Origin of the sequence: Mediterraneibacter butyricigenes (assembly GCF_003574295.1) — a bacterium.
GTDB lineage: Bacteria > Bacillota > Clostridia > Lachnospirales > Lachnospiraceae > Mediterraneibacter_A > Mediterraneibacter_A butyricigenes.
This window is the reverse complement of record NZ_BHGK01000001.1, coordinates 2087490-2108123: the sequence shown is the minus strand read 5'-3', so window position 1 is coordinate 2108123 and position 20634 is coordinate 2087490. Positions and strand designations below refer to the sequence as shown.

The window sequence follows — 20634 nt, the reverse complement described above, 5'->3', positions numbered from 1 at the left end:
CAAAAGGAATGCATAAGGGAACATCCTTTATCTTTCATTTTGCTCCCGGATTCTTCTGTAAAATGTGGATTTTGACAGATTCGTCAGGTGCAACGCCTCTTCCAGGGACATCTCTTTTTCCTGAAACGCCCGGATTGCGTCCTCTAAAAGTTGAGTATCCGTTCCTTTTCTCTTACGTCCTTTATATTTTCCCTGTTCTTTTGCTTCCTCAATTCCGGCTTTCTGTTGTTTTTTGCGAATCGCCTCATCCATTTCATACATCTGTCTGAATATCGGAATCCAGTTTTTATAACTTTCCACATCCAGATCAATCTGCTCTTGCTGTAAATGGAGGCGGATTCCATAATGCATCAGACGGTTCAAGGTTTTTACACAGGCCTTTGATCCATTTCCCAAAATCTCAATCCTGGGAACCTCAATTTCATCCCCATACTGTCCATCTTCCAGAAAATGGGTGAACTCTTCTGAAGTTTGAGCCTTCACAATCCGCTTTTCCTCTCTCGCACGTTCCACAATCAGATTATCAATGGCTGCTCTCAAGTCGGTTCGGATCAGCCATTCCAGACGGTCATAATAATCCAATCCCACGCTTTCCATCAGTTCCCACAGATCTTCTCTGGATTCTCCCGGGGTTCTCTCTGTGATAAATGTCGGCACGTAATTAACCCGATAATATTTTTCTAATCTCAGAGTCATATCAATTCCAGGGATTCCCTGAAATACTTTTGATGGCAACATATCAATAATCGGCCAGAATGGCACAATAATGTACTGAAACTGCCCGTCATCAAACTCTTCATACGTAATTTTTCCGACCTGAATCTTTTCCCTTTCATCCGTAACCGCTTTGATAATCCCGGAGTTACGCCACATCGGTATATCCTGAATCGGCGTTGTATATTCATTTCTCGGAACCCAGTCCTTCCTGACTACTGTACTCATTTCTTTTCCCTTTACTGTTTCCCTGTCAGTCTACGATATGGTTTTTCTATCATCTCCTGATATCGAAACCATAAAATCTCCTGATAAAATTTCTTTCTGGCAGGTGAAATTTCTTCTATTTCCCCAATAAATTTCTCCATATTTTTCAGTTGGATCTCTGGTTTTAACATAAGCAATGCCTCATTGCACTCCTCATATTGTAAACTGTTAATCAATTCATAATACGAACTCTTCTTCCCGTTCAACAAAATCTGAGACGTTGGAAACTGAAACACTCTGCGCTCCATCTCTTCCCTGGAATTCAATATTTCCATCAGTTTTTCATCAGTATTTAATCTCGGAAACAAAGACGAACCATTATCATAGACCGGAGCCATTCGATATTGATTGTCTTTCTTTAAAAATCCCCAATTTGCACCATGTCTGTCAAAATTTCCAATCCAGGCATCCATCAGATACATTTTCCAGAAATGTTGGATCGTCTCCTTTACATCTGTTAATTTCATATTTTCTCCCAACATATGCATGATGTCTTCATACGTATAACGATATCGCTCACGGCTTCGTTCCAATGTGCTGTCTCCCACATCATTAAATGGAACAAAGCTCTCATTTTCGCCGATAAAATCCTTCATCACCACCACGGGAAGACCATCACATGTCCCAAGAAACGTCTCCTGGGCCTCTATCCCCGCCATTTGAAACAAATGTGATCCAATATACTCTGACAAATAGCTGCCAGTCAAACCCTGCGGAGAGTTTTTCGCATATTTTACAATATATGGTTTTCCCTGGATAAGAATTCCTTTTTTTCGTTCTGCGCCTGTATAATAGCGTCCACTTGATTTGAATCTGGAATAATCCATGTTCCACACCCCACTGAACTTTTCCTCATCATATCATCTCGAAATTTAAGTGTCAATAGGATCTATTTTATTTTGATACTTTTTCACTTTATCTTACTCATCGCTACAATAACTTACAGAGGAATTTCCTTCTACAAGTCTCCGCAAATCAAACAGGCTTTAAACTGGTCACAGTCAATTTTTATATCAAATTCGCCTCCAAGAGCCTTCGCATAGGTACTGACAATCGCCAGCCCCAGACCATTTCCTTCGGAAGACCGATTCTTATCTCCCCTTGCAAAACGCTCTACAATCTCATCCGCTTCAAAATTCATGGGATAAGCAGACGTATTCGTAATCTCCACACAGATTTTTCGTTTTGTCATTTCTCCTGTTCTGTCTTTCTCTGTTTCGGATGTAATCTCGGTTGCTGCCTGCGGATTTTCTGCCGTTTCCCCTTGCGCACCCACAATACTTGTCTTTACAAATACCCTGGTTCCCTTTGCCGCATATTTCAACGTATTCTCAATCAGGTTCTGACAGATTCGATAGTAATACGTATTATCCGAAAAAAGAGCTGTACTCTCCTTTATATACTGTTTGACAAACGTAAGCCCGCTTTCTTTGATCCGATCCTGCATATCCGCAAAAATCTGTTCCAGCAGTCGGTTCATCTCAAAATTTTCTTTATGAAATTCTACATTTCCACTGCTGGCCTTCGCAAGATTGAACAGGCTGTTGATCATTTCTCCGAGTTTCTCTGCCCTGGCAGAAATCACCTCTACATAATCGCGAACCATCTCACTCAATTCTTCCTTTTTGATCAATTCCAGATATCCCACCATAGACGTCAACGGTGTTTTCAGGTCATGGGACACATTGGTAATCAGATCCACGCGCAGTTGATCGCTACGCGACACCTTTTCCAGACTTTTTTTCTCAATTTCCAATGCCTCTGCAATCCGTTTCTGATTCATTTCCTCCATTCGCGCCATCATCTGATCCAGCCGTCTCGCCCAGAATTTTTTCAGCAGAATCTGTGCAATGATAAACTGAATCAAAACGGTAAGCATCATCACATATCCGGCGGAATAATTATGCCCCCAGTATAAATTGTAAAAGTTCATAATTCCCCACATATAGAACATCGACAAAACCGCACCGATTATGCCTGCAATATAAAGATTCCGGTAAGATCCTTTTCGCTTTTGCTGCCAGGTTTCGTAATCTTCCTCTGCAATTTTCTCATATTTCCACCGCAAATACGGCTCTGACAAGAAACAAAGACCTGCACATAAACTTATATTTCCAACAACGCCAATCATCATACTCGTTGTCGTAATATAATAGACCTGATATTTGATAAGAACCCCCAGTACCAGAATTCCAAATATTCCGAAGATACTTCCCAGTATCTTTTGGGTTCGTTCTTTATGAAATCCTGTTTTTATTTTTTCAGTCGTATTTTTCCATTTTGTAGCCAATGCCCCACACCACCTTTACATATCTTGGTTTTCTTGTATCAATCTCCACTTTTCCCCGAATATGACGGATATGTACCATCACCGTATTTTCCGCCGCATAACCTGCATCTTCCCGCCAGACATTTTCATAAATCTGTTCTGCCGAAAACACCTGTCCCAGATGGGTCATAAACAGTTCCAGAATCTTGTATTCCGTAGCCGTCAGACGAACTTCCTCTCCTTCCACAATCACAAGTCTCTGCTTTTTATCTAGCACCAGACCACCATTTACGATCTGATCCGGATCTTCCTTCGGCTGACTTCCTCCCCAGGCATGATACCGCCTGAGATGCGCCTTCACTCTGGCTATCAGCTCCGCCGGATTATAAGGTTTTTCCACATAATCGTCGGCTCCCAGCACAAGTCCCGACACTTTATCGCTTTCTTCCGTTTTCGCCGAAAGAATAATCACCGGAATCTGACTTTTCTCCCGCAGCTTCATCAACGCAGACAGACCATTCAGTCTTGGCATCATCACATCCAGCAAAATCAGATCGATCTTTTCTTTTTCCAGCACTTCCAGTGCCTGCATCCCGTCATAAGCCGCTACGGTCTGATAGCCTTCATATTTCAGCAATTCACTGATCGAATATACAATTTCCCGATTATCATCCACGACCAAAATCGTTTCCTCACTCATTTTTCTTTCCCTTCATTTCATATTGTAGTCTCAGTATATCTGTGGTCATTTAAAAAAATCTCGATGTAAATCTTAAATTTTTCTTAGCAAACTCAGACTTTTATTCACACCAGACTCCCAAAGGCCCCACTGAACCTTTTTATCATATGCTTTGCAACTAAAAAAGGGCAGAACATTGGTCCCCACGCTTTTCCAAAAACAAAACCATGCTCTGCCCTGATTCTTATCGCTATTTTATTCTCTCCTCCCACTGTAAGCAACTTTTATAAAAACGTCGTATTATAACATTCTGTATACTGTTGCCTTTATTCTTCCAGATTTCTTAGATGCAGATACACCGTATTCTTGCTGATTCCGAGGATTTCCGCCGTTCTCGACACGGCATCTTTCATGTTGTAGACTCCTTTTTTGTAAAGTCTGGAAATGATCTCTTTATTCCGATTGGCTGTTGATATTCCCTTATCTTCCATCACTTCCTGACGGATTTCTTCCGCCATATCTTCCAGCAATTCCACACTGTTCGCCGAGAAGTTTTCTTTGCGATTCTCATAAGCTTCCTGCGGTTTTGTTCCGATTCCCTGTCCCACAAAATTTTTCAGATACTCAGAAAACGGAAGATTCATGGAAAAGTTAATACAGAGAAGTCCTATGATTCGATTCTGTTCTCCTCGAATCGGGATCGTCACAGATTTCAACGGCTCTCCTTTTTTATTCTGGGTAAAATATGTGATTCCCTTCCGGGTTTCCTTCCCATCTGCTTCCTTTTTCTGGATTTCTTCCAGTAAATCCAATGCCAGATCCGTGATCGGAGCCCCTTCTTTTCGCCCGGTGTGAAGTCCGTGAATCACTTTAACCGCAGAGTTACTGTAATCCTCCAGACTGTGCAATACCATTTCATAGCCTTCCCCCAAATACATGGACAGGCCCTCCAGCATAGCACTGTAAGAATTCAGAATCGCTTTGTCTGTCTCGGTTAATACCACATGATGATCTCTCATATTGCTTCTCCCATCAACACATACTTTGTGCATTATCGCAAAACGGAGGATTGCCTGCACATCCTCCGTCTTGTATAACCCTTTTTAATGTTTCTCAATCAGTCTCTTCCTGTTGTGAAATAACTTCACACTGACAATTACTCTGCAACAGCAATTGCTTCTACTTCACACAGAACGTCTTTCGGAAGCTGTTTTACAGCGACACAGGAACGAGCCGGTTTGCTGGTAAAGTATTTTTCATAAACTGCGTTAAATGCAGCGAAGTCTGCCATATCAGCCAGGAAACATGTGGTCTTTACAACATTGTCAAAGCTAAGTCCTGCTTCTTCCAGGATTGCTCCCACATTTTTACAGGACTGTTCAGCCTGTGTCTCAATCTTATCTCCGGCTACTTCTCCTGTTGCCGGGTCTACCGGGATCTGTCCGGATGCAAATACAAAATTTCCTACCATTTTTGCCTGAGAATATGGTCCGATTGCTGCCGGTGCATTTTTTGTTTCAAGTGTTTTCATCACAATTTCCTCCGTTCTTTTTGGATCTTTTAACTTTTTCTGACTTCATCATATCACTGCACTTTTGTTTAGTCAATGTGTTTTTATTCAGTTTTTTAATTTTTCTTCCCAGTATCCTTTCTACGGTATTTCTTCCGTCCGATCCTCTGACATATACAACCTCTTCTTTATTCTTCTATTTTCTGTTTCTTCTGATCACAACTGATCCAACGCATGCACCGCAGGAAACTACGAGAAGTGCTCCCCACAGAAATAAGTTGCTGTAATCTCCGGTCTTCGGAGTATTTGTCTTTTTGGAAATAACTTTCTTGCTTCCGTTTTTGTCTGCATCTTTTCCTGTATTTCCGGAATTTCCATTATCTTTTCCGATGCTTCCGTTGTCTTTTCCGGCGTCACCCTTATTGCTATCGTCCTTACCGGCATCTCCTTTATTTCCGTTATTGCCGTTGTCTCCGCCATTTGTTGCCTTGGCTTCGATTGTAAAGACCGCAGTTCCGGTGGATCCTTCATAATTTCCGATTCCGGTTACTGTCAGGGTGTAAGTTCCTGCTTCGATGAACTCTGCGTCCTTGAAGTTCTGTCCGGTTGCACCTTCTGTAGTTGCTGCCGCATTTACATCCTCATTCTGAGCATTTACATTGTCCTTTGCCTCAAAGGTGTACGTGATTTCATAGTCTCTGCCTTCTTTCAGGACATATGTTCCATCCTTCACCACAACACTCGGGATCTTATTGGTTCCATCATATTTGGCAGAATCCTTACCCAGAGTCACACTAAATTCTACAACCGTCGGTTCCTGTGTATCAATTACAAACTTCCCAATCGGTGGAATGGTTTGACCTTTTCTCCAGTACAGATCATCCAGTGGATCGTTGGCTCCTGCTTCTTTCTTCGTTCCATCTTCCACATGTTTCTTTGCACTGACGATCTTCACATCCTCGTCCGTTGCTTTTCCGGTTTCTCCCTTATAAGTCGTGGATCCCTGAATATATGCTTCTGAAGTATTGATGGTTCCGTTTCCTGTCACACCCGTTCCGCCGTCTCCAAACAGGGTCTTACCTGCCACTGCAATCAGCTTTCCGTTTCCTTCAATATTTCCGTTGACCAGATCAATGGCAGTTCCGCCATCATTTTTATTGATGGCGCCTTCCCCTCCGTATACTGCAAGGATCGCACCATCCGCAAGCGTCAGAGTCCCATTTTTCACTTGAAGTCCAGTCTGGCCGATTCCCGGGCCGTCCCCTTCTCCACGGATAAATACCTGACCTTTGACTGTTACATTTCCATTTGCAACTACAACCGGAGTTTTAATATTTCGATCGGTCAGATCTCCATTTGCCAGATAGTTGGCATTGGAATAAATCGCTGCATTTTCCAGAATTGCACCGTCTGCAAGACGAAGCTGTCCGCAAATGGAGGCTCCTGATGTAAAGTTTCCTTCGAACGCATTGTAGTTCATAGAAAATGTTCCGCCCTTTTCCACATCAATGATTCCCTGAACCGTCGAATCGGAAAGTGTCAGCTTTCCACCATTTTCCACGATGATATGGACACTGCTTAAGATTTCCATATTTTCAATGGTCAGATTGCAGCCAGCCGGGATATAAAGAGTCTGCGGAATGTCACCGCTCTCTACTTTTTCCCACTCGATATCATAGCCAAGATATCCATAGGTTCCGCTTGTATGGGATCCATACCAGACTTCCAGATCTTTCGGAACGCGCACGCTTTCTTCTTCTCCGTCCACATTACTTCCAAAGTCCGCAATCGCCCATGGTTCCATGATATCCCACGCGTACAGGCCGCTTGTAAATTGTCTGAAGTTTTCTTCTTTTAACTGATCTGCCAGTTTTTCTTTTCCGGTATAAATTCGGAATGGTAAGCTGTTGCTGACCGCCGTTCTTCCTTGTTTATCCGTAATGGACACAGAAATCTGATACTGGCCTTCATCCTTCGGTGTTCCGTTTAAGGTCAGTGCACTGCTGATGGTCATGTAAACGCCTTCCATACCACTGTCTGCATCTGCCGGTGTTCCTTTTGCTGTATCCGGTACAATGCTGACACTGCATTTGCTTCCATCCAGGCTGATCTTGGACAGATTGTCCAGTTCTTCCCAATCACTGTCCACCGGGGCTGTTCCCTTATCCGTCAGCGCACCGTATACCTTTACAGCACTGTTATTGTTGCTGGTAGCACCGCCTGTGCTGGCACTGGAGACTCCATCGTAATCCTTCTGGCCTACGATTGCAGCCTCAAAGGAGCCGTCAATTTTTACATGAAGTTCATACGGATCGCCCTGCCCGTCATCTTCCTGCAAGGTTGCGTTTCCATTTACATCTACAACCAGTTTTAAGGTAATCTCTTCATAGTCATTTGCCGTGATCGTGATCACATCTCCGCTTTTCAGAATCGGAGTCGTCGGATTCGGGCTGAAATCTGTTGCCGCAAATACCAGCAGATTGTCATCCGCCTTTTTTCGGTAAGCTCCACCACTGGACGGATCATAAGACTGCTCTGTCCAGGAAGTGCCGTTGACTTTTACGTCTGTGATCGCAGCGACATAACCATCCTCTCCCGTCACTGTCACATTCCAGTCATTTCCAAAACTGTCTTTTTTGATGCTGAACTGATCCGCGCTGATCTTTCCCGGCTCTACCGGCTGTTTTGCCTGAAAGGTTGCAGATACCGTTACATTTCCTGCCGGCATTGCAAAGGTATAAGTTCCGTCTGTATTTTTCACTTCCACATCGGCTTTGCTGTCTGTAGTTGCCGTAATGGCATTTACTTCATAACCGTTGTCCGGTGTCGCCGTTACCGTGACCACTTCTCCTTCTTTCAGATCAGTGGTCTTGCTCAGTTCAATGGAACCGTTTTTCAGTCCCGTCGCTGCCGTCGCGGTATAAGTCTTTGCGTTCTCTCCGCTGCCGCTTTGTTCCACTGTCGCAGTGTAGCTGCCATATGAACTTCCTTTTTCAATCTTCACCGTAAGATCCTGATATCCGGTTGCTGTGACCTGAACTGTCAACGGATAAGTTGCACCAGATGGTTCAATAAACTGCAGAACCTTTATCGTTCCATAGGCATTATATGTTGAGCCAACATTCCATAATTCTCCATCAGAAAAGCTGTTGATCGTCTGCTTGGTATAAGCTTTTCCATTTACACTGACCGCCTGAATCGCGTCCATCCATGTTTCATCTGCAAATTCCAGATTAAATACTGTAGAATAAATTCCACTTGCTGAACACGACTTCACTTCCGTCGGTGCTGCTTTCAAATCTGCTGCCATCGCCGGCATCGTTACCGTAGAAAGTACGAACATCATGGATAAGAGCAATGATGCGACTTTCTTCCACATTTTCTTTTTCATGTGTCCCTCCTCTTAATTTTTTGATTTTTCCTGTCCTTCGATCTGCTTTCCTGTAAAATTTGATTGATGCCTTTTGTCATCCATGCTATATTTTATAGGATTCCGGTATCAAAATTTAAATCCTGCCTGTGCAGAATATCTGGTAAACCGCACGATCAGGAACTGCTATTTTGACTCCGGATTCTTACAGGAATCGCTCGAAGAAGTTAGCTTATACTAACTTTGGCGCAATTATAATATCAGCCTTCGATTCTACCGTCAAACAGAATCATTATTATTGAAAAAATCTATTATTTACTGTAAAAGGAGTTCATTTTATGAAGAAAATCTTATCAATTACTCTGACCTGTGTTCTGTTGTCTTCCCTGCTTTTCACCGCTTGTTCAAGGGGATCTGATGCATCCTCCAGCTCAGAAAACGACTCTTCTGGTTCGGCATTCTCCGATTCCGGATCTGATTCTACCGAGCCATCTTCCCGGACTTTTTTCTCCATGGACACGACCATGCAGTTTCAGGTTTACGGAGAGCAGGCTCTGTTAGAAGATGCCAAGTCTGTTATCACCGATCTGGAGAAACAGGTTTCTGTCACTGATCCCAACAGTGAACTCTACCGAATCAACCAGGAAGGCACGGGAACTCTGACCGGACATGCCGCCACTCTGATGCAGGAAGCCCTGACCATGTGCAGCCGAACCGATGGTGCGCTGGATATTTCCATCTACCCTATCGTCCGTGCCTGGGGCTTTACCACCGGAAATTATCAGGTCCCGGACGAGACAACCATTCAAACTCTTCTGGCTCAGGTCGATTATACAAAGATCCAGTATGATGCCTCCACCGGAACGGTCACGATCCCGGAGGGCATGACTCTGGATCTTGGCAGTATTGCGAAAGGATACGCCGGGGAACTGGCTGCTGATTCTCTCCGGAAGAACGGAGTCAAATCCGCTCTGTTAAATCTGGGTGGAAATGTACAGACCGTAGGATCCAAGCCAGACGGTTCGCCCTGGGAAGTCGGGATCCAGGATCCTTCCGGGGATTCTTCGATGATGGTACTCTCCATCCGGGATCAGGCCGTCGTCACGTCCGGTGGATATGAACGCTATTTCGAACAGGATGGACAGACCTACTGGCACATCATGGATCCTGCTACCGGCCATCCTGCCGACAGCGGACTTCTTTCCGTCACCATCGTCGGCGACAAAGGCAGTATCTGCGACGGACTTTCCACTTCTCTGTTTGTAATGGGACTGGATAAGGCTTCTCAGCTCTGGAGTCAGAGTGATGATTTCGAAGCCGTTTTCGTTACCGATTCCGGAACCGTTTATCTTACGGAGGGACTGAAAGATCAGTTTGCCCTCACGGAAGATTATGCCGATACCAAGGTTAAAGTGTTGCAAAGATAATCCGCTCTTCCTTGTAAAACCGCCATGTCAAACAATTTTTACGCGCAGGTACTTATTATCTGCTGCTTTACCTGATCGGACACAGGAATTATCCGATCCAATCCTTGACTTCGGAACAGGCTACTCAAATGGAGCAAAGAAAAAGATCAGCCGGTATCGGACTGATCTTCCTTGTAATCGGTGCCATCGGATTCATCCTCAGCATCGCCAGATATATTTAATTCAACAATGAATGATCCGTCACGGCTGCTTCCGGAAGAGGAGCTCCATTGTCAAAATACTCTTCTTCCTCTCCAAGCTCCCGTTCTGAAATTTCTTCTTCCGAAAGGCTTCCATTGCTCAGTGTCACACGGCTGATTCTCTCATATCCCATATGTGCCTGCATCAAAAGGATGGAAGAACCATTTCCCCCTTCTGTATCTTCAAAAAACACCGTATGTCCACCGGAAAGTTCTCCCAGATAAACAGCCGAACCATTTGCAATGGTGTAGACCTGGTACATATAATCTGCCTCGCAGGTTCCTTCCTGCAGAAGCAATTCTTTCACTCCATCTCCATCTATATCGTAGAGATAATAATCGTTATATTCTCCATACGTTGCATCGACCTGATCCAACAGTGGACCGTAAAGATTCTGATATTCCGAGCCACTGCTCTGATTTACCTGTCCGGAGGCATTCGGCTGAGCCGCCTCTGACTGAGAACCGTCGGATGCATTCTGATTGCGACTGTCAGCATCTCCATCTGCCACCACAAGTTCTCCGTATTTTATGATCAGTTTTACCTTCCCCAAATCGGCAACATTTCCACTCTGGATGAATTTCCAACTGTCACCGCCTTCATTTTCTCCGTGGATCCGAAGCAAGGTGTGATCCGGCCGATCCAGGAAACGGAACATCGGCATATGATCCTCCCGGATTTTTGCAGCATCTTTTGCTAATCCCATCTTGTCCAACAGACTTGCCATCTGGTTGGAAACTTCCACTTCATCCGACCAGTCTGATCCGGCAACCGACTGCAACTGTCCGCCTTCTTCCCGGAACTTTCCGTCCTGATAGGTTAAAATGAAAGAGTTCAGAACCGTACCGTCCGCATACAGATAGATTCCGTTGGAACAGCTTCCGCAGATGTAAACCGTTCCGTCCTTCTTCTGTAAAAAGATGCCGTCCTCTTCCTCGTCTCCATATCCAAGTACCGGCTCCAATGCTTGGTAGGTTGCCTGCAGTACCGGCTTTCCATCCACCAGTTCATACATCTGAAGATCCACACCATTTCGCACGATCTCCGAATTGTAATCCGACGGAAGTGTCCTCTGATTATCCAAGGTCAATACCAGAAGTTCTTCCGCACCGTCTCCATCATAATCCGCCATATACCAGTTCAGGATGCCCTGCAATTCATGCACAGATTCTACCCAAATTCCGCCACCAGCCTCATTGAAACCACCGGCATAGCTACATTCATATTCTCCGGCATCACAGCTGCCGTTTTCCTTCTTTAAAGCCTTTTTGGGATAGGTATAGAACTGATAACGGGCTTTCACTTCCTCCTGTTCTTTCTTCTCAACCTGTTTCACTGCTTTTTTCAGAACAGCCTCTGCCTTATCCGGCTGATCCTGTGCCACATACAGATTCGCCATACCAAGATAGGGCTCGCTCTTCTTCGGCTCCAGACGAATGGCTTCCTCATAAGCTTTCTTCGCTTTCTCATAATCCATCTCTTCCATACATTTTTCTGCTTTGGAAATCTGATTTTCATACTTTTCCTGGGTTCTTCCGGCATGCTGTTTCTGAATTCCCACAATCATCCCCACTGCCAGCACAAGGACGAAAAGTCCACCACCCAGAATCCACGAAAAACGTTTCTTCGAGTCCGTCTGTTTTTCTTCCTGATTCAGTTCTTCTGCTTTCTCATTTCTTATTTTTTCGTTTTTTTCTGTCTTACTCATGACATTTCCTCCCCTGTTCTTCCTGCCCTTTTATCTTTTATAGTTCTACCTGTTTTCCGTTTTTCTCTTCCCTTGTATTATACACATTTTTGCTATTCCTGCCAAAGCAATCGTTCCCCATTCCTTCCCCTGCATTTTACAGAGCAAGCTTTCAGAGCCAACGACCCTAGGATGCGACACACTCCTTTTCATCCGCTTCTGCGCAATCGCAGACATTCGCAACCGACATTTTCCCGGAAACGGATGCCAATCCGATAAAGATATGTTAGAATATGTTAGAAAATATATGCGAAATTATTCAGAAAATTTGCGAGAAAAACAACTCATAAATACACGAAACATACAGAAAGAATGGTATCTCTATGAATTTATTAACCATGGAACACATCACCAAATCCTATACCGACCGGATTTTATTAAACGATGTGGCATTTAGTATCAACGAAAACGAAAAAATCGGTGTGATCGGCATCAATGGAATGGGCAAATCCACACTTCTGAAGGTAGCAGCCGGAATCGAGCCCTATGATTCCGGGAAAATCAGCATGGGAAATCATGTCAAGATCTCCTATCTTCCCCAGACTCCCCAGTTTGCCGAAGATGACACGGTTTTATCCGCTGCCATTGCCGGAAATATCGACGAACTGAATCAGTGGACGATCGAAGCCGATGCCAGATCCATGCTGAATCAGCTTGGTTTCACAGACTATGAAGAAAAAGTGTCTCATATGTCCGGTGGGCAGAAGAAGCGGATTGCTCTGGTCAAAGCTCTTCTGACTCCCGCTGATATTCTGGTTTTAGACGAGCCCACCAACCACCTGGATAACGCCATGTCCGAATGGCTGGAGGATTATCTGATCCAGTTCCGCGGCGCCATTTTGATGGTCACCCATGACCGTTATTTCCTGGACCGCGTCTCCAACCGGATCGTAGAAGTGGATCAGGGCGCTCTGTATCACTATCCGGGAAATTATTCTGAATTTGTCCGTCTGAAAGAAGAACGCCAGAATATTGCACTGGCCACCGAGAAGAAACGGAAAAACCTGCTTCGAACAGAGCTGGAATGGCTGCACCGCGGAGCCCGTGCCCGAAGTACCAAGCAGAAAGCCCATATCGACCGGATCAAAGCCATGCAGGAAATGAAAGATATTCAGGAAGAGAAGCAGGTTGCCATGGACTCCGTCGTGACCCGTATGGGCAATAAGACCATCGAGCTTTCCCATATCTCCAAAGCCTATGGTTCCAAAGTCCTGATTCAGGATTATAACTACATTTTCCTAAAAAATGACCGAATCGGAATCATCGGCCCGAACGGCTGCGGCAAATCTACCCTATTAAAGATCATCGACGGGATTCTGGAACCGGACACTGGTTCTGTGGATGTGGGCCAGACCATTAAGATCGGCTACTTTTCTCAGGAAAATGAATATATGGATGAGTCGTTAAAAGTCATCGATTATGTCAAAGAAGTGGGCGAATATATCACCACCTCTGACGGCAAAATTACGGCTGCACAGATGCTGGAAAATTTTCTCTTCGACGGCACGATGCAGTGGTCAAAAATCGAGAAACTCTCCGGTGGCGAGAAACGGCGACTCTATCTGCTCCGGGTATTGATGAGTGCGCCCAATGTACTGATCCTGGACGAGCCCACCAACGATCTGGATATCCAGACCCTAACCATTCTGGAAGATTATCTGGATCGATTCGACGGAATTGTCATTGTCGTTTCCCATGACCGTTATTTTCTGGATCGTACGGTACGAAGAATCTTCGCGTTCGAAGGAAACGGTGTGATCCGCCAGTCTGAAGGCGGTTACTCCGATTACCTGATCCGACTGGAACTGGAGAAACCGGAAGAAGAACTCCCAGCTTCCGTTAAAAAGGACGAGCGTAAAGCCGACTCAAAAAAGAGTTGGAAGGGCGGAGAGAAAAAGCTGAAATTCTCCTTTAAAGAACAGCGGGAATTCGAGACCATCGACGACGATATCGCCGCTTTGGAAGAAAAAATCGAAGCTGCGGACGCAGACATTCTGAAAAATGCCACCAATTCCGCAAGACTTGCCGAACTGATGGCAGAAAAAGAGTTGCTGGAGCAGCAACTGGAAGAAAAGATGGATCGCTGGGTCTATCTGAACGATCTGAATGAGCAGATACAGAATCAATGAGCAGCAAACTACTGTTTCTGCTCCTTATTCTTCCGCTTTTTCTCCGGCGCGTTCACCACATAAATTCCCACACATACCAGAATCAGCGCGATCAGGCTTCCGATCTGAAACGCCTGCTGCACTTCTCCTAACACGATAGCCGATAAAATCACGCTGAACAACGGATTAACGAATCCAAAGATTGCCACTTTTGAAACGTCATTATACGTCAGCAATACCGACCACAACGTATATGCCACCGCTGACAAGAATGCCAGATATAAGATCACTGCGATTGCCGGTCCTGACAGATGCTCCAGATGTCCACCCATACCAATTCCGATCAGAAACAGTAGGATCCCTCCTATAAAAAACTGTGTCCCACTCAGTACGACCGGTGATACTTCCTTCGAAAAAATATGAATCAACACCGTGGACATTCCATAGGCAAACTGAGAAATCAACACACAGCCCTCTCCCAATAAAGTAAAGCCCATATCCAGCGAATTTCCCATCAGATTAATAACCACCACTCCGGCAAATCCCAAGATGCATCCCAACAGCTTTCTTCCCGTCATCCTTTCGTTTTTAAAAATCAGGCATGCCAGTAAAATGGCGATAAAATTTCCTAATCCGGTCAGAATTCCGCTTTTCACACCGGATGTATTTGCGACTCCGATATAGAAGAAAAAATATTGTCCCACCGTCTGCGCCAGGCAAACCAGACAGGCAGATTTTAAAATCTTTCGATCCGGCAACATCGCCTTTTTCTTCTGCACCGAGGCAAATACTAACACCAGCAGCCCTGCCAGCGTAAATCGAATCCCTGCAAATACAATCTGACTCGCCGTATCTGCAGAATCCAGGCTTAACAGGTGATATCCTGTTTTTATCACAGGGATGGCACTTCCCCATAACATACAGCACACACTGGCCAACGCCGCCACAACCCAGGTCTTTGTCAGCCTTTGTTTTCTTTCTATTCTTCCCATTCTTCCTCCCAAGTCTTCTGTATCTTCACACTGTGACTGTACTCTGTAACAGATTCATTCTGTATTTTAATTCTGGTCACTTTTTTGCAGTCCAAAGGCTCGTTCAGTTCAATCGTCAGGTTGCCGCCATTTTCCAGTTCTTCAAAATCCCATTCCCCAAGCCGTATTACCATCTCGCTCATATCAATTTCTCCTTTCTATCCTCCTGCATGATTGGTATCGTATCCCATTCCAGTCCCGGCAGATCTACATCTGCCAGATATACTACTTCTGTAGCTTCAGAATTACTATAATTTTCAAAATATTCTGTAACACAATCGAGCGCCACTCCTTACTATCCAAACAAAAATGAAAAAAGGGTAAGGCGCTAACCATACCCTGCTCTGATAATTCAGAGCGATCTTGTCGATCAAAGTATTTGATCCGATAGCTTTAGCTTTGTCAGCTAAAAACAGAGGATCAAGATTTGCTTATCTTTATTATACGTATTTAAAGAGAAAAGGCAATATCGACCAATTAATTTTTATATTGCATAAAATAACTCTAACTAAGCATAATTACATCATTACATATTCTCCTAGTTGCATATTCTCTTATTACATAGTTTCTTTATTTCTATGTAAAACTCAGACAATCCGGATCGTCCATCCACTCCTGCTCCGTTTTCTTCTCTTTACACAACTTGCAAAGAATCCCTCTTTCTGTAACCAGTACAACTTTTCCTTTTGCCGTGTCCTTTATTTTATCGTAGATCCGGCCGGCACTCATACTCTCGCCGACTATCGTGTAAGGACTGTTTGCCACATAACCGATCTTTCCAAGTCCGTTCAGTTTTACCAAAATCGCTTCCGGATCAAACTCGTTATCTGGCTCTTTTTCCAACTGCACTTTCATTCCTGGCTTCAAAAAATTGCTCCCGTAATAGTGCTTTGTTCCTGTTAATGTAAAATACTTCTTTGCCATCTTTTGTTCTCCTTTCCATTTTCTTTTTGATATTGATCATTTGTATTTCCTAATAGCATCCAATTCTTAAACTTCCGTTCTCTTTCTTCTTTCAAATTTAGTCGTTCATGTAATCATAATAATCGGTTTCACTGGCAAACAAGATATATCTGCCTTCCACCAGTCCCATGTATCCATTTCCTGTGTAAAATCCTTTCATGATCATTTCCTCCATTTCTGCTCAGTTTCTATCATGTTTTCGTTTTATCCCTTTGATAGTTATAAGATACATCAGAAGGTGGGTTATAAATATGCCATCAACACATCAAATGTACCTGAAGGCATATTGTGGAATTGCATGCAGTCGCAAAATGCAAAAAGAGCCTCCGTGCCTTTTGCACGAAAGCTCTTTTATAATGACATATAAAACATATCTAATTTTTCAGCTGCCAAAACCTACATTTTTGCTTCCTCTAACAACGAGGTGCAGTGCGGACATCTTGTCGCATTAATACTGATCTCACTCTGGCAATATGGACAGATCTTTGTTGTCGGTTCTTTCGGTTCTTCTTCCTTCTTATTCAAAGTTAACAATTTATTGATTCCTTTCATCAAGCAGAACAGGATAAATGCCATGATGATAAAATTAACGACTGCGCCAAGGAAATTGGACGCAAATCCGGAAATATCAGCCATTCCATATCTTGCTCCGCCGGTCAGTACATTTAAGATCGGTGTAATAAAATTATCTGTCAAGGATGTAACGATTCCAGAAAATGCACCACCTATGATAACACCAATTGCCATATCCATCACGTTTCCGCGAAGGGCAAATGCCTTAAATTCTTCCATAAATTTTTTCATTTGTTTTCTCGATCCTTTGTTTTCCCATATTCTCTTATGGATTACTTATTTTTTTCATCATACTACAACCTTTTATTTCATTTCAACATCTTCCCCCTATAAATCCTTTTTTCGTATACTTGACACCAAAAAGAGCCCCGTACATTTTCATACGAGAGCCCTTTCTATTATTTTCTGTTCTTCACGATTATTCTGATACTTTTCTCTCTCCCAAGTTTGTTCCATTCCATACCAGAGAATTTCTCATTTTCCTTTCTTCTCATCCTCAGATTTCACTTCCGGCGGAAGATAACGATAGACCTCTTCATAGGAATCTAATTCCGCTGTATTTTTCGGTGCAGACGGAATCAGTCCCGTACAATCCATGGTAGATACTGCATTAGAAAGATAGTCATAAGAATCGATTACCTTCTGATTTTCCTCTGCCAGTTCTTTTTTCGTTTTTCGCTTTTCCATCACAGGAACCTCCTCACACATACTATATCCGTAACATGTGTAGAATTCCTGTTTTTATTCCCTCTTATTTCTCTATCTTAGCCTCTTTTTCTTCTTGCACTATAACCAAGGACAACTCCGACGCTTCGCCGAACATTCCTCCGATCTGCTCACTTCCGGTTACGGTTCCGCTGACATGACAGTTTCTGCACTCTCATCTACATACAAGCCACTGATGGTATGATTCTCTCCATCAAAAATATGTCGACTCTTCCAACTCATATGATAACTCCATTGCAGTGGTCCACTTCATGCTGGATAATCTGAGCCGTATATCCACTGTATTTCCCATGTTGCGGTCTGAACTGACTGTCCAGATAATCCACTTCAATCTCTTCATATCTGGTGCAAGGCCTGACTCCATCCAGCGAAAGGCACCCTTCCTCCGTCCGGTATTCTCCCGTTTTTCTGGTAATGACCGGATTGACCATCGCAAACTGGAACGGCCCTACTCCGACCACAATAATCGCCTTGTTGACCCCGATCATATTGGCCGCCATGCCGACACATCTCTCCTGATTTGCCCGCAGTGTGTCGATCAGATCTGTTACAACCTGTTTATCCGTTTCGGTCGCAGGTTTTGCCTTCCTTGCAAAAATCTGCTTCCCCCTTATAATATTTCGAACCATAATTTTCTTTCCTCTTGTACTTTAGTTTAATGCAGTTATCATAAGATTATACTGAAAGGAATCTACTTTTGTATAAACCAGCATATAATTGATCAATGTGTATTGAAGCACAATATCGCCATTTGTTGCATCGTACAGCCTGTTATAGGTCATCGGTACCTGTATGGACATATCTGAATTGCCCCCTGACTGACCAAAATTTCCACGAATCAGTGTGCTATTCATGCTCTGCGTATTATCATATCCATCAGTAATCGCGGCTCCAAAGGACTGATTGGACTGCGTGGCACCTAATGCAATAGAACCGCTAAAAGATACCTGATATACGTGTCCTTGTTTTAATGTGATGGTTCCCTGACTTCCGTTATATGTAACCAGATTCCCACTGTTTATCTGTGCATTGAATGGAAGGGTACTGTTTAGTTGCGTGCTGTTTCCCTGAGCATAAAAATATCCAGAACAAGTTCCGTTTTGTCCGTCGGCACCATTTACACCATCTGCACCTTTCAACGCGGACAAATCATACAGATCTTGCCAGTTGGACTCTCCGGTATATCTCCACTGCAAGGTATTTCCATCGACCCGAATCTCCGGGGTTTTTCCATCTATTCCGTTTGTACCATCTTTTCCATTCGTGCCGTTGACTCCGTCTTTTCCGTCAGTTCCATCCTGGCCATCACTTCCGTCTGCACCTTTTAATGTCGTCAGATCATACAGGTTCAGCCACACACTTTCTCCCCTATATCTCCACTGCAAATGATCTCCGTCCACACGGAATTCTGCTGTTTTTCCGTCAATTCCATCGCTTCCATCCTGTCCCGCCGGGCCGGTAATATCAGAAAGTGCTACCAAATCCTGCCACTCTTCGCCTTCATACCGCCATTGCACTGCCGAATCCGTCTTTCTGACCTCTACAGTCTTGCCATCGACTCCATTCTGTCCGTCGGCTCCGTCTTTCCCGTCAGTTCCATCCTGGCCATCACTTCCGTCTGCACCTTTTAATGTCGTCAGATCATACAGGTTCAGCCACACACTTTCTCCCCTATATCTCCACTGTAATGTATCTCCGTCCACCTGAAATTCTGCCGTTTTTCCATCCGTCCCATCGCTTCCGTCCTGCCCCGCCGGACCGGTAATATCAGCTAATGCCACCAGTTTCTTCCACTCTCCGTCCGGATAACGCCACTGAATCTCTGAGTCCGTCATTTGCAGTTCCACATTCTCTCCATTTTGACCGGATGAGCCGGCAAGAGAAGACAATGCCACAAGATTTTTCCAGGAGCCTCCGGCATATCTCCATTGAATATAAGAGGCTTCTTTTCTAATTTCCACATTTTTACTGTTGGTTCCATTCACTCCGTTTTTGCCGTTTGTGCCATCCTGTCCGTCTGCACCTTTTAACTCTGTCAGTTTTACCAGATCATTCCAACTGTCCTGACTGTCAGCCCTCCACTGAATTGCGTCCCCGTTATTTCTTACTTCCAGTGTATTCGAAATTTTGTCTTCTTTCTCACCAGCAGTGGCTTCCGTCGTTTTTTCTTCCTGCTGCTTTCCTTTCTCTGTCTCATCTTTCTTGCCACACCCTGCAAAAATGGCCAGACAAGTCGCTGCTATAAGAAATGTTGCAAATATCTTTCGATTTCTCATTCCGTTTTCCTCCTTTTCCTTTAGATTTCTTTACGCTTTCATTTTCTCGATCAGCTTTGTATACACCCGTTTCACAAACCATGGTTCCGTGGATCGCGCCAACGCTTCTTCCGGTGAAAACCAGGCAACACCGCTATTCTCATCTGCTTTGACCGACAGTGTTTCTTCCGGATCTGCCTCCAACAAATACGTCACATTCAGATGTAAATGACTGGACACGTAGGTTCCTTTTTTCACATGACCATCCACGGTCAGAGATTCGAGAGAAAATATGTCCTCCGACACCGGACGTACCTTTGAAATTCCGGCCTCTTCCTTTACTTCACGAAGTGCCACCGTCAACAAATCCGTCTCTCCATCTGCATGTCCTCCCAGCCAAGACCAGGAATCATAAATATTATGATAGACCATCAGCACTTTGTTCCGCTCCGGATTCACCACCCATGCCGATGCCGTCATATGTGCCATCTTATTTTCTCTTGAAAATGCATTCTCCTGCTCCTCAATCCAGTTTAAAATCAGATTCTGATCCCTTTCTTCCTGCTCATTATAGGGAATATAATTTGCAATCTGCTCCATCAGTTCCTGCCGACTCATCTTATGACTCATTTTGGATTCTCACTTCCTTTATTCTTTCTTCCATTCAATGAAGATTCTTTTCCGAGTATTTCTTTCATCATAACATAGAACTTCTGAAAAATGAGATTTTCTTTTCCTTTGGAACTAACTCATCA

19 protein-coding genes are annotated in these 20634 nt (G+C 44.0%); 2 read left to right on the top strand and 17 right to left on the bottom strand.

Annotated elements, in window-relative coordinates:
* Positions 1–27 precede the first annotated feature (27 nt).
* The 7 genes from KGMB01110_RS10435 to KGMB01110_RS10405 form a co-directional block, all read right to left on the bottom strand.
* The gene (locus tag KGMB01110_RS10435; RefSeq protein WP_119298200.1) at positions 28–942 is read right to left on the bottom strand and encodes a recombinase family protein; all 915 of its coding nucleotides are present in this window, start codon (positions 940–942) and stop codon (positions 28–30) included.
* 11 nt (positions 943–953) lie between these two features.
* On the bottom strand, positions 954–1808 hold the full coding sequence (locus KGMB01110_RS10430; RefSeq protein ID WP_119298199.1) for a HipA domain-containing protein: 855 nt from the start codon (positions 1806–1808) through the stop codon (positions 954–956).
* A gap of 131 nt (positions 1809–1939) precedes the next feature.
* The gene (locus KGMB01110_RS10425; protein ID WP_243112786.1) at positions 1940–3271 is read right to left on the bottom strand and encodes a sensor histidine kinase; all 1332 of its coding nucleotides are present in this window, start codon (positions 3269–3271) and stop codon (positions 1940–1942) included.
* Positions 3243–3950: a response regulator transcription factor gene (locus KGMB01110_RS10420; protein ID WP_119298198.1), complete on the bottom strand. Its 708-nt coding sequence runs from the start codon at positions 3948–3950 to the stop codon at positions 3243–3245. Before KGMB01110_RS10420 ends, KGMB01110_RS10425 begins: the two co-directional genes overlap by 29 nt.
* A 305-nt stretch (positions 3951–4255) precedes the next feature.
* Positions 4256–4948: a helix-turn-helix transcriptional regulator gene (locus tag KGMB01110_RS10415; RefSeq protein WP_117603674.1), complete on the bottom strand. Its 693-nt coding sequence runs from the start codon at positions 4946–4948 to the stop codon at positions 4256–4258.
* Positions 4949–5085: 137 nt separating this feature from the next.
* A complete protein-coding gene (locus tag KGMB01110_RS10410) occupies positions 5086–5460 on the bottom strand; it encodes a RidA family protein (protein ID WP_117603562.1) in 375 nt (124 codons plus the stop codon).
* 175 nt (positions 5461–5635) lie between these two features.
* Positions 5636–8830 (bottom strand): InlB B-repeat-containing protein, encoded by a 3195-nt coding sequence (locus KGMB01110_RS10405; protein WP_119298197.1) that lies wholly within the window; start codon positions 8828–8830, stop codon positions 5636–5638.
* A gap of 317 nt (positions 8831–9147) precedes the next feature.
* Here KGMB01110_RS10405 and KGMB01110_RS10400 point away from each other — a divergent pair, with 317 nt between their 5' ends.
* Entirely contained in the window at positions 9148–10236 is a 1089-nt protein-coding gene (locus KGMB01110_RS10400; RefSeq protein ID WP_119298196.1) for an FAD:protein FMN transferase, read from the top strand.
* 217 nt (positions 10237–10453) lie between these two features.
* On the opposite strand, the gene KGMB01110_RS10395 is transcribed toward KGMB01110_RS10400, so the two are convergent.
* Positions 10454–12184 carry a tetratricopeptide repeat protein gene (locus KGMB01110_RS10395; protein ID WP_119298195.1) on the bottom strand — a complete coding sequence of 577 codons (1731 nt, stop codon included), beginning with the start codon at positions 12182–12184 and terminating at the stop codon, positions 10454–10456.
* A 362-nt stretch (positions 12185–12546) separates the two neighbouring features.
* Here KGMB01110_RS10395 and KGMB01110_RS10390 point away from each other — a divergent pair, with 362 nt between their 5' ends.
* On the top strand, positions 12547–14352 hold the full coding sequence (locus KGMB01110_RS10390; protein ID WP_119298194.1) for an ABC-F family ATP-binding cassette domain-containing protein: 1806 nt from the start codon (positions 12547–12549) through the stop codon (positions 14350–14352).
* A gap of 8 nt (positions 14353–14360) precedes the next feature.
* On the opposite strand, the gene KGMB01110_RS10385 is transcribed toward KGMB01110_RS10390, so the two are convergent.
* From KGMB01110_RS10385 to KGMB01110_RS10350, 9 genes are all read right to left on the bottom strand, one after another.
* A complete protein-coding gene (locus KGMB01110_RS10385) occupies positions 14361–15323 on the bottom strand; it encodes a DMT family transporter (protein WP_119298193.1) in 963 nt (320 codons plus the stop codon).
* Positions 15311–15505 (bottom strand): hypothetical protein, encoded by a 195-nt coding sequence (locus KGMB01110_RS10380; protein WP_117603555.1) that lies wholly within the window; start codon positions 15503–15505, stop codon positions 15311–15313. Before KGMB01110_RS10380 ends, KGMB01110_RS10385 begins: the two co-directional genes overlap by 13 nt.
* Entirely contained in the window at positions 15502–15651 is a 150-nt protein-coding gene (locus KGMB01110_RS14930) for a hypothetical protein (RefSeq protein ID WP_156085441.1), read from the bottom strand. The genes KGMB01110_RS10380 and KGMB01110_RS14930 overlap by 4 nt, the downstream gene beginning before the upstream one ends.
* 287 nt (positions 15652–15938) lie before the next feature.
* Positions 15939–16286, bottom strand: a complete 348-nt coding sequence (locus KGMB01110_RS10375; RefSeq protein ID WP_117603554.1) for an HIRAN domain-containing protein — start codon at positions 16284–16286, stop codon at positions 15939–15941.
* A gap of 435 nt (positions 16287–16721) precedes the next feature.
* Entirely contained in the window at positions 16722–17129 is a 408-nt protein-coding gene (gene mscL, locus KGMB01110_RS10370) for a large conductance mechanosensitive channel protein MscL (RefSeq protein ID WP_119298192.1), read from the bottom strand.
* A gap of 243 nt (positions 17130–17372) precedes the next feature.
* On the bottom strand, positions 17373–17585 hold the full coding sequence (locus KGMB01110_RS10365) for a hypothetical protein (protein ID WP_117603552.1): 213 nt from the start codon (positions 17583–17585) through the stop codon (positions 17373–17375).
* Positions 17586–17842: 257 nt separating this feature from the next.
* Positions 17843–18253, bottom strand: a complete 411-nt coding sequence (locus KGMB01110_RS10360) for a peptide deformylase (protein ID WP_117888581.1) — start codon at positions 18251–18253, stop codon at positions 17843–17845.
* Between the two features lie 21 nt (positions 18254–18274).
* A complete protein-coding gene (locus KGMB01110_RS10355) occupies positions 18275–19900 on the bottom strand; it encodes a collagen-like domain-containing protein (RefSeq protein WP_119298191.1) in 1626 nt (541 codons plus the stop codon).
* Positions 19901–19930: 30 nt separating this feature from the next.
* On the bottom strand, positions 19931–20509 hold the full coding sequence (locus tag KGMB01110_RS10350) for an NUDIX hydrolase (RefSeq protein ID WP_243112785.1): 579 nt from the start codon (positions 20507–20509) through the stop codon (positions 19931–19933).
* Between the last annotated feature and the right edge of the window lie 125 nt (positions 20510–20634).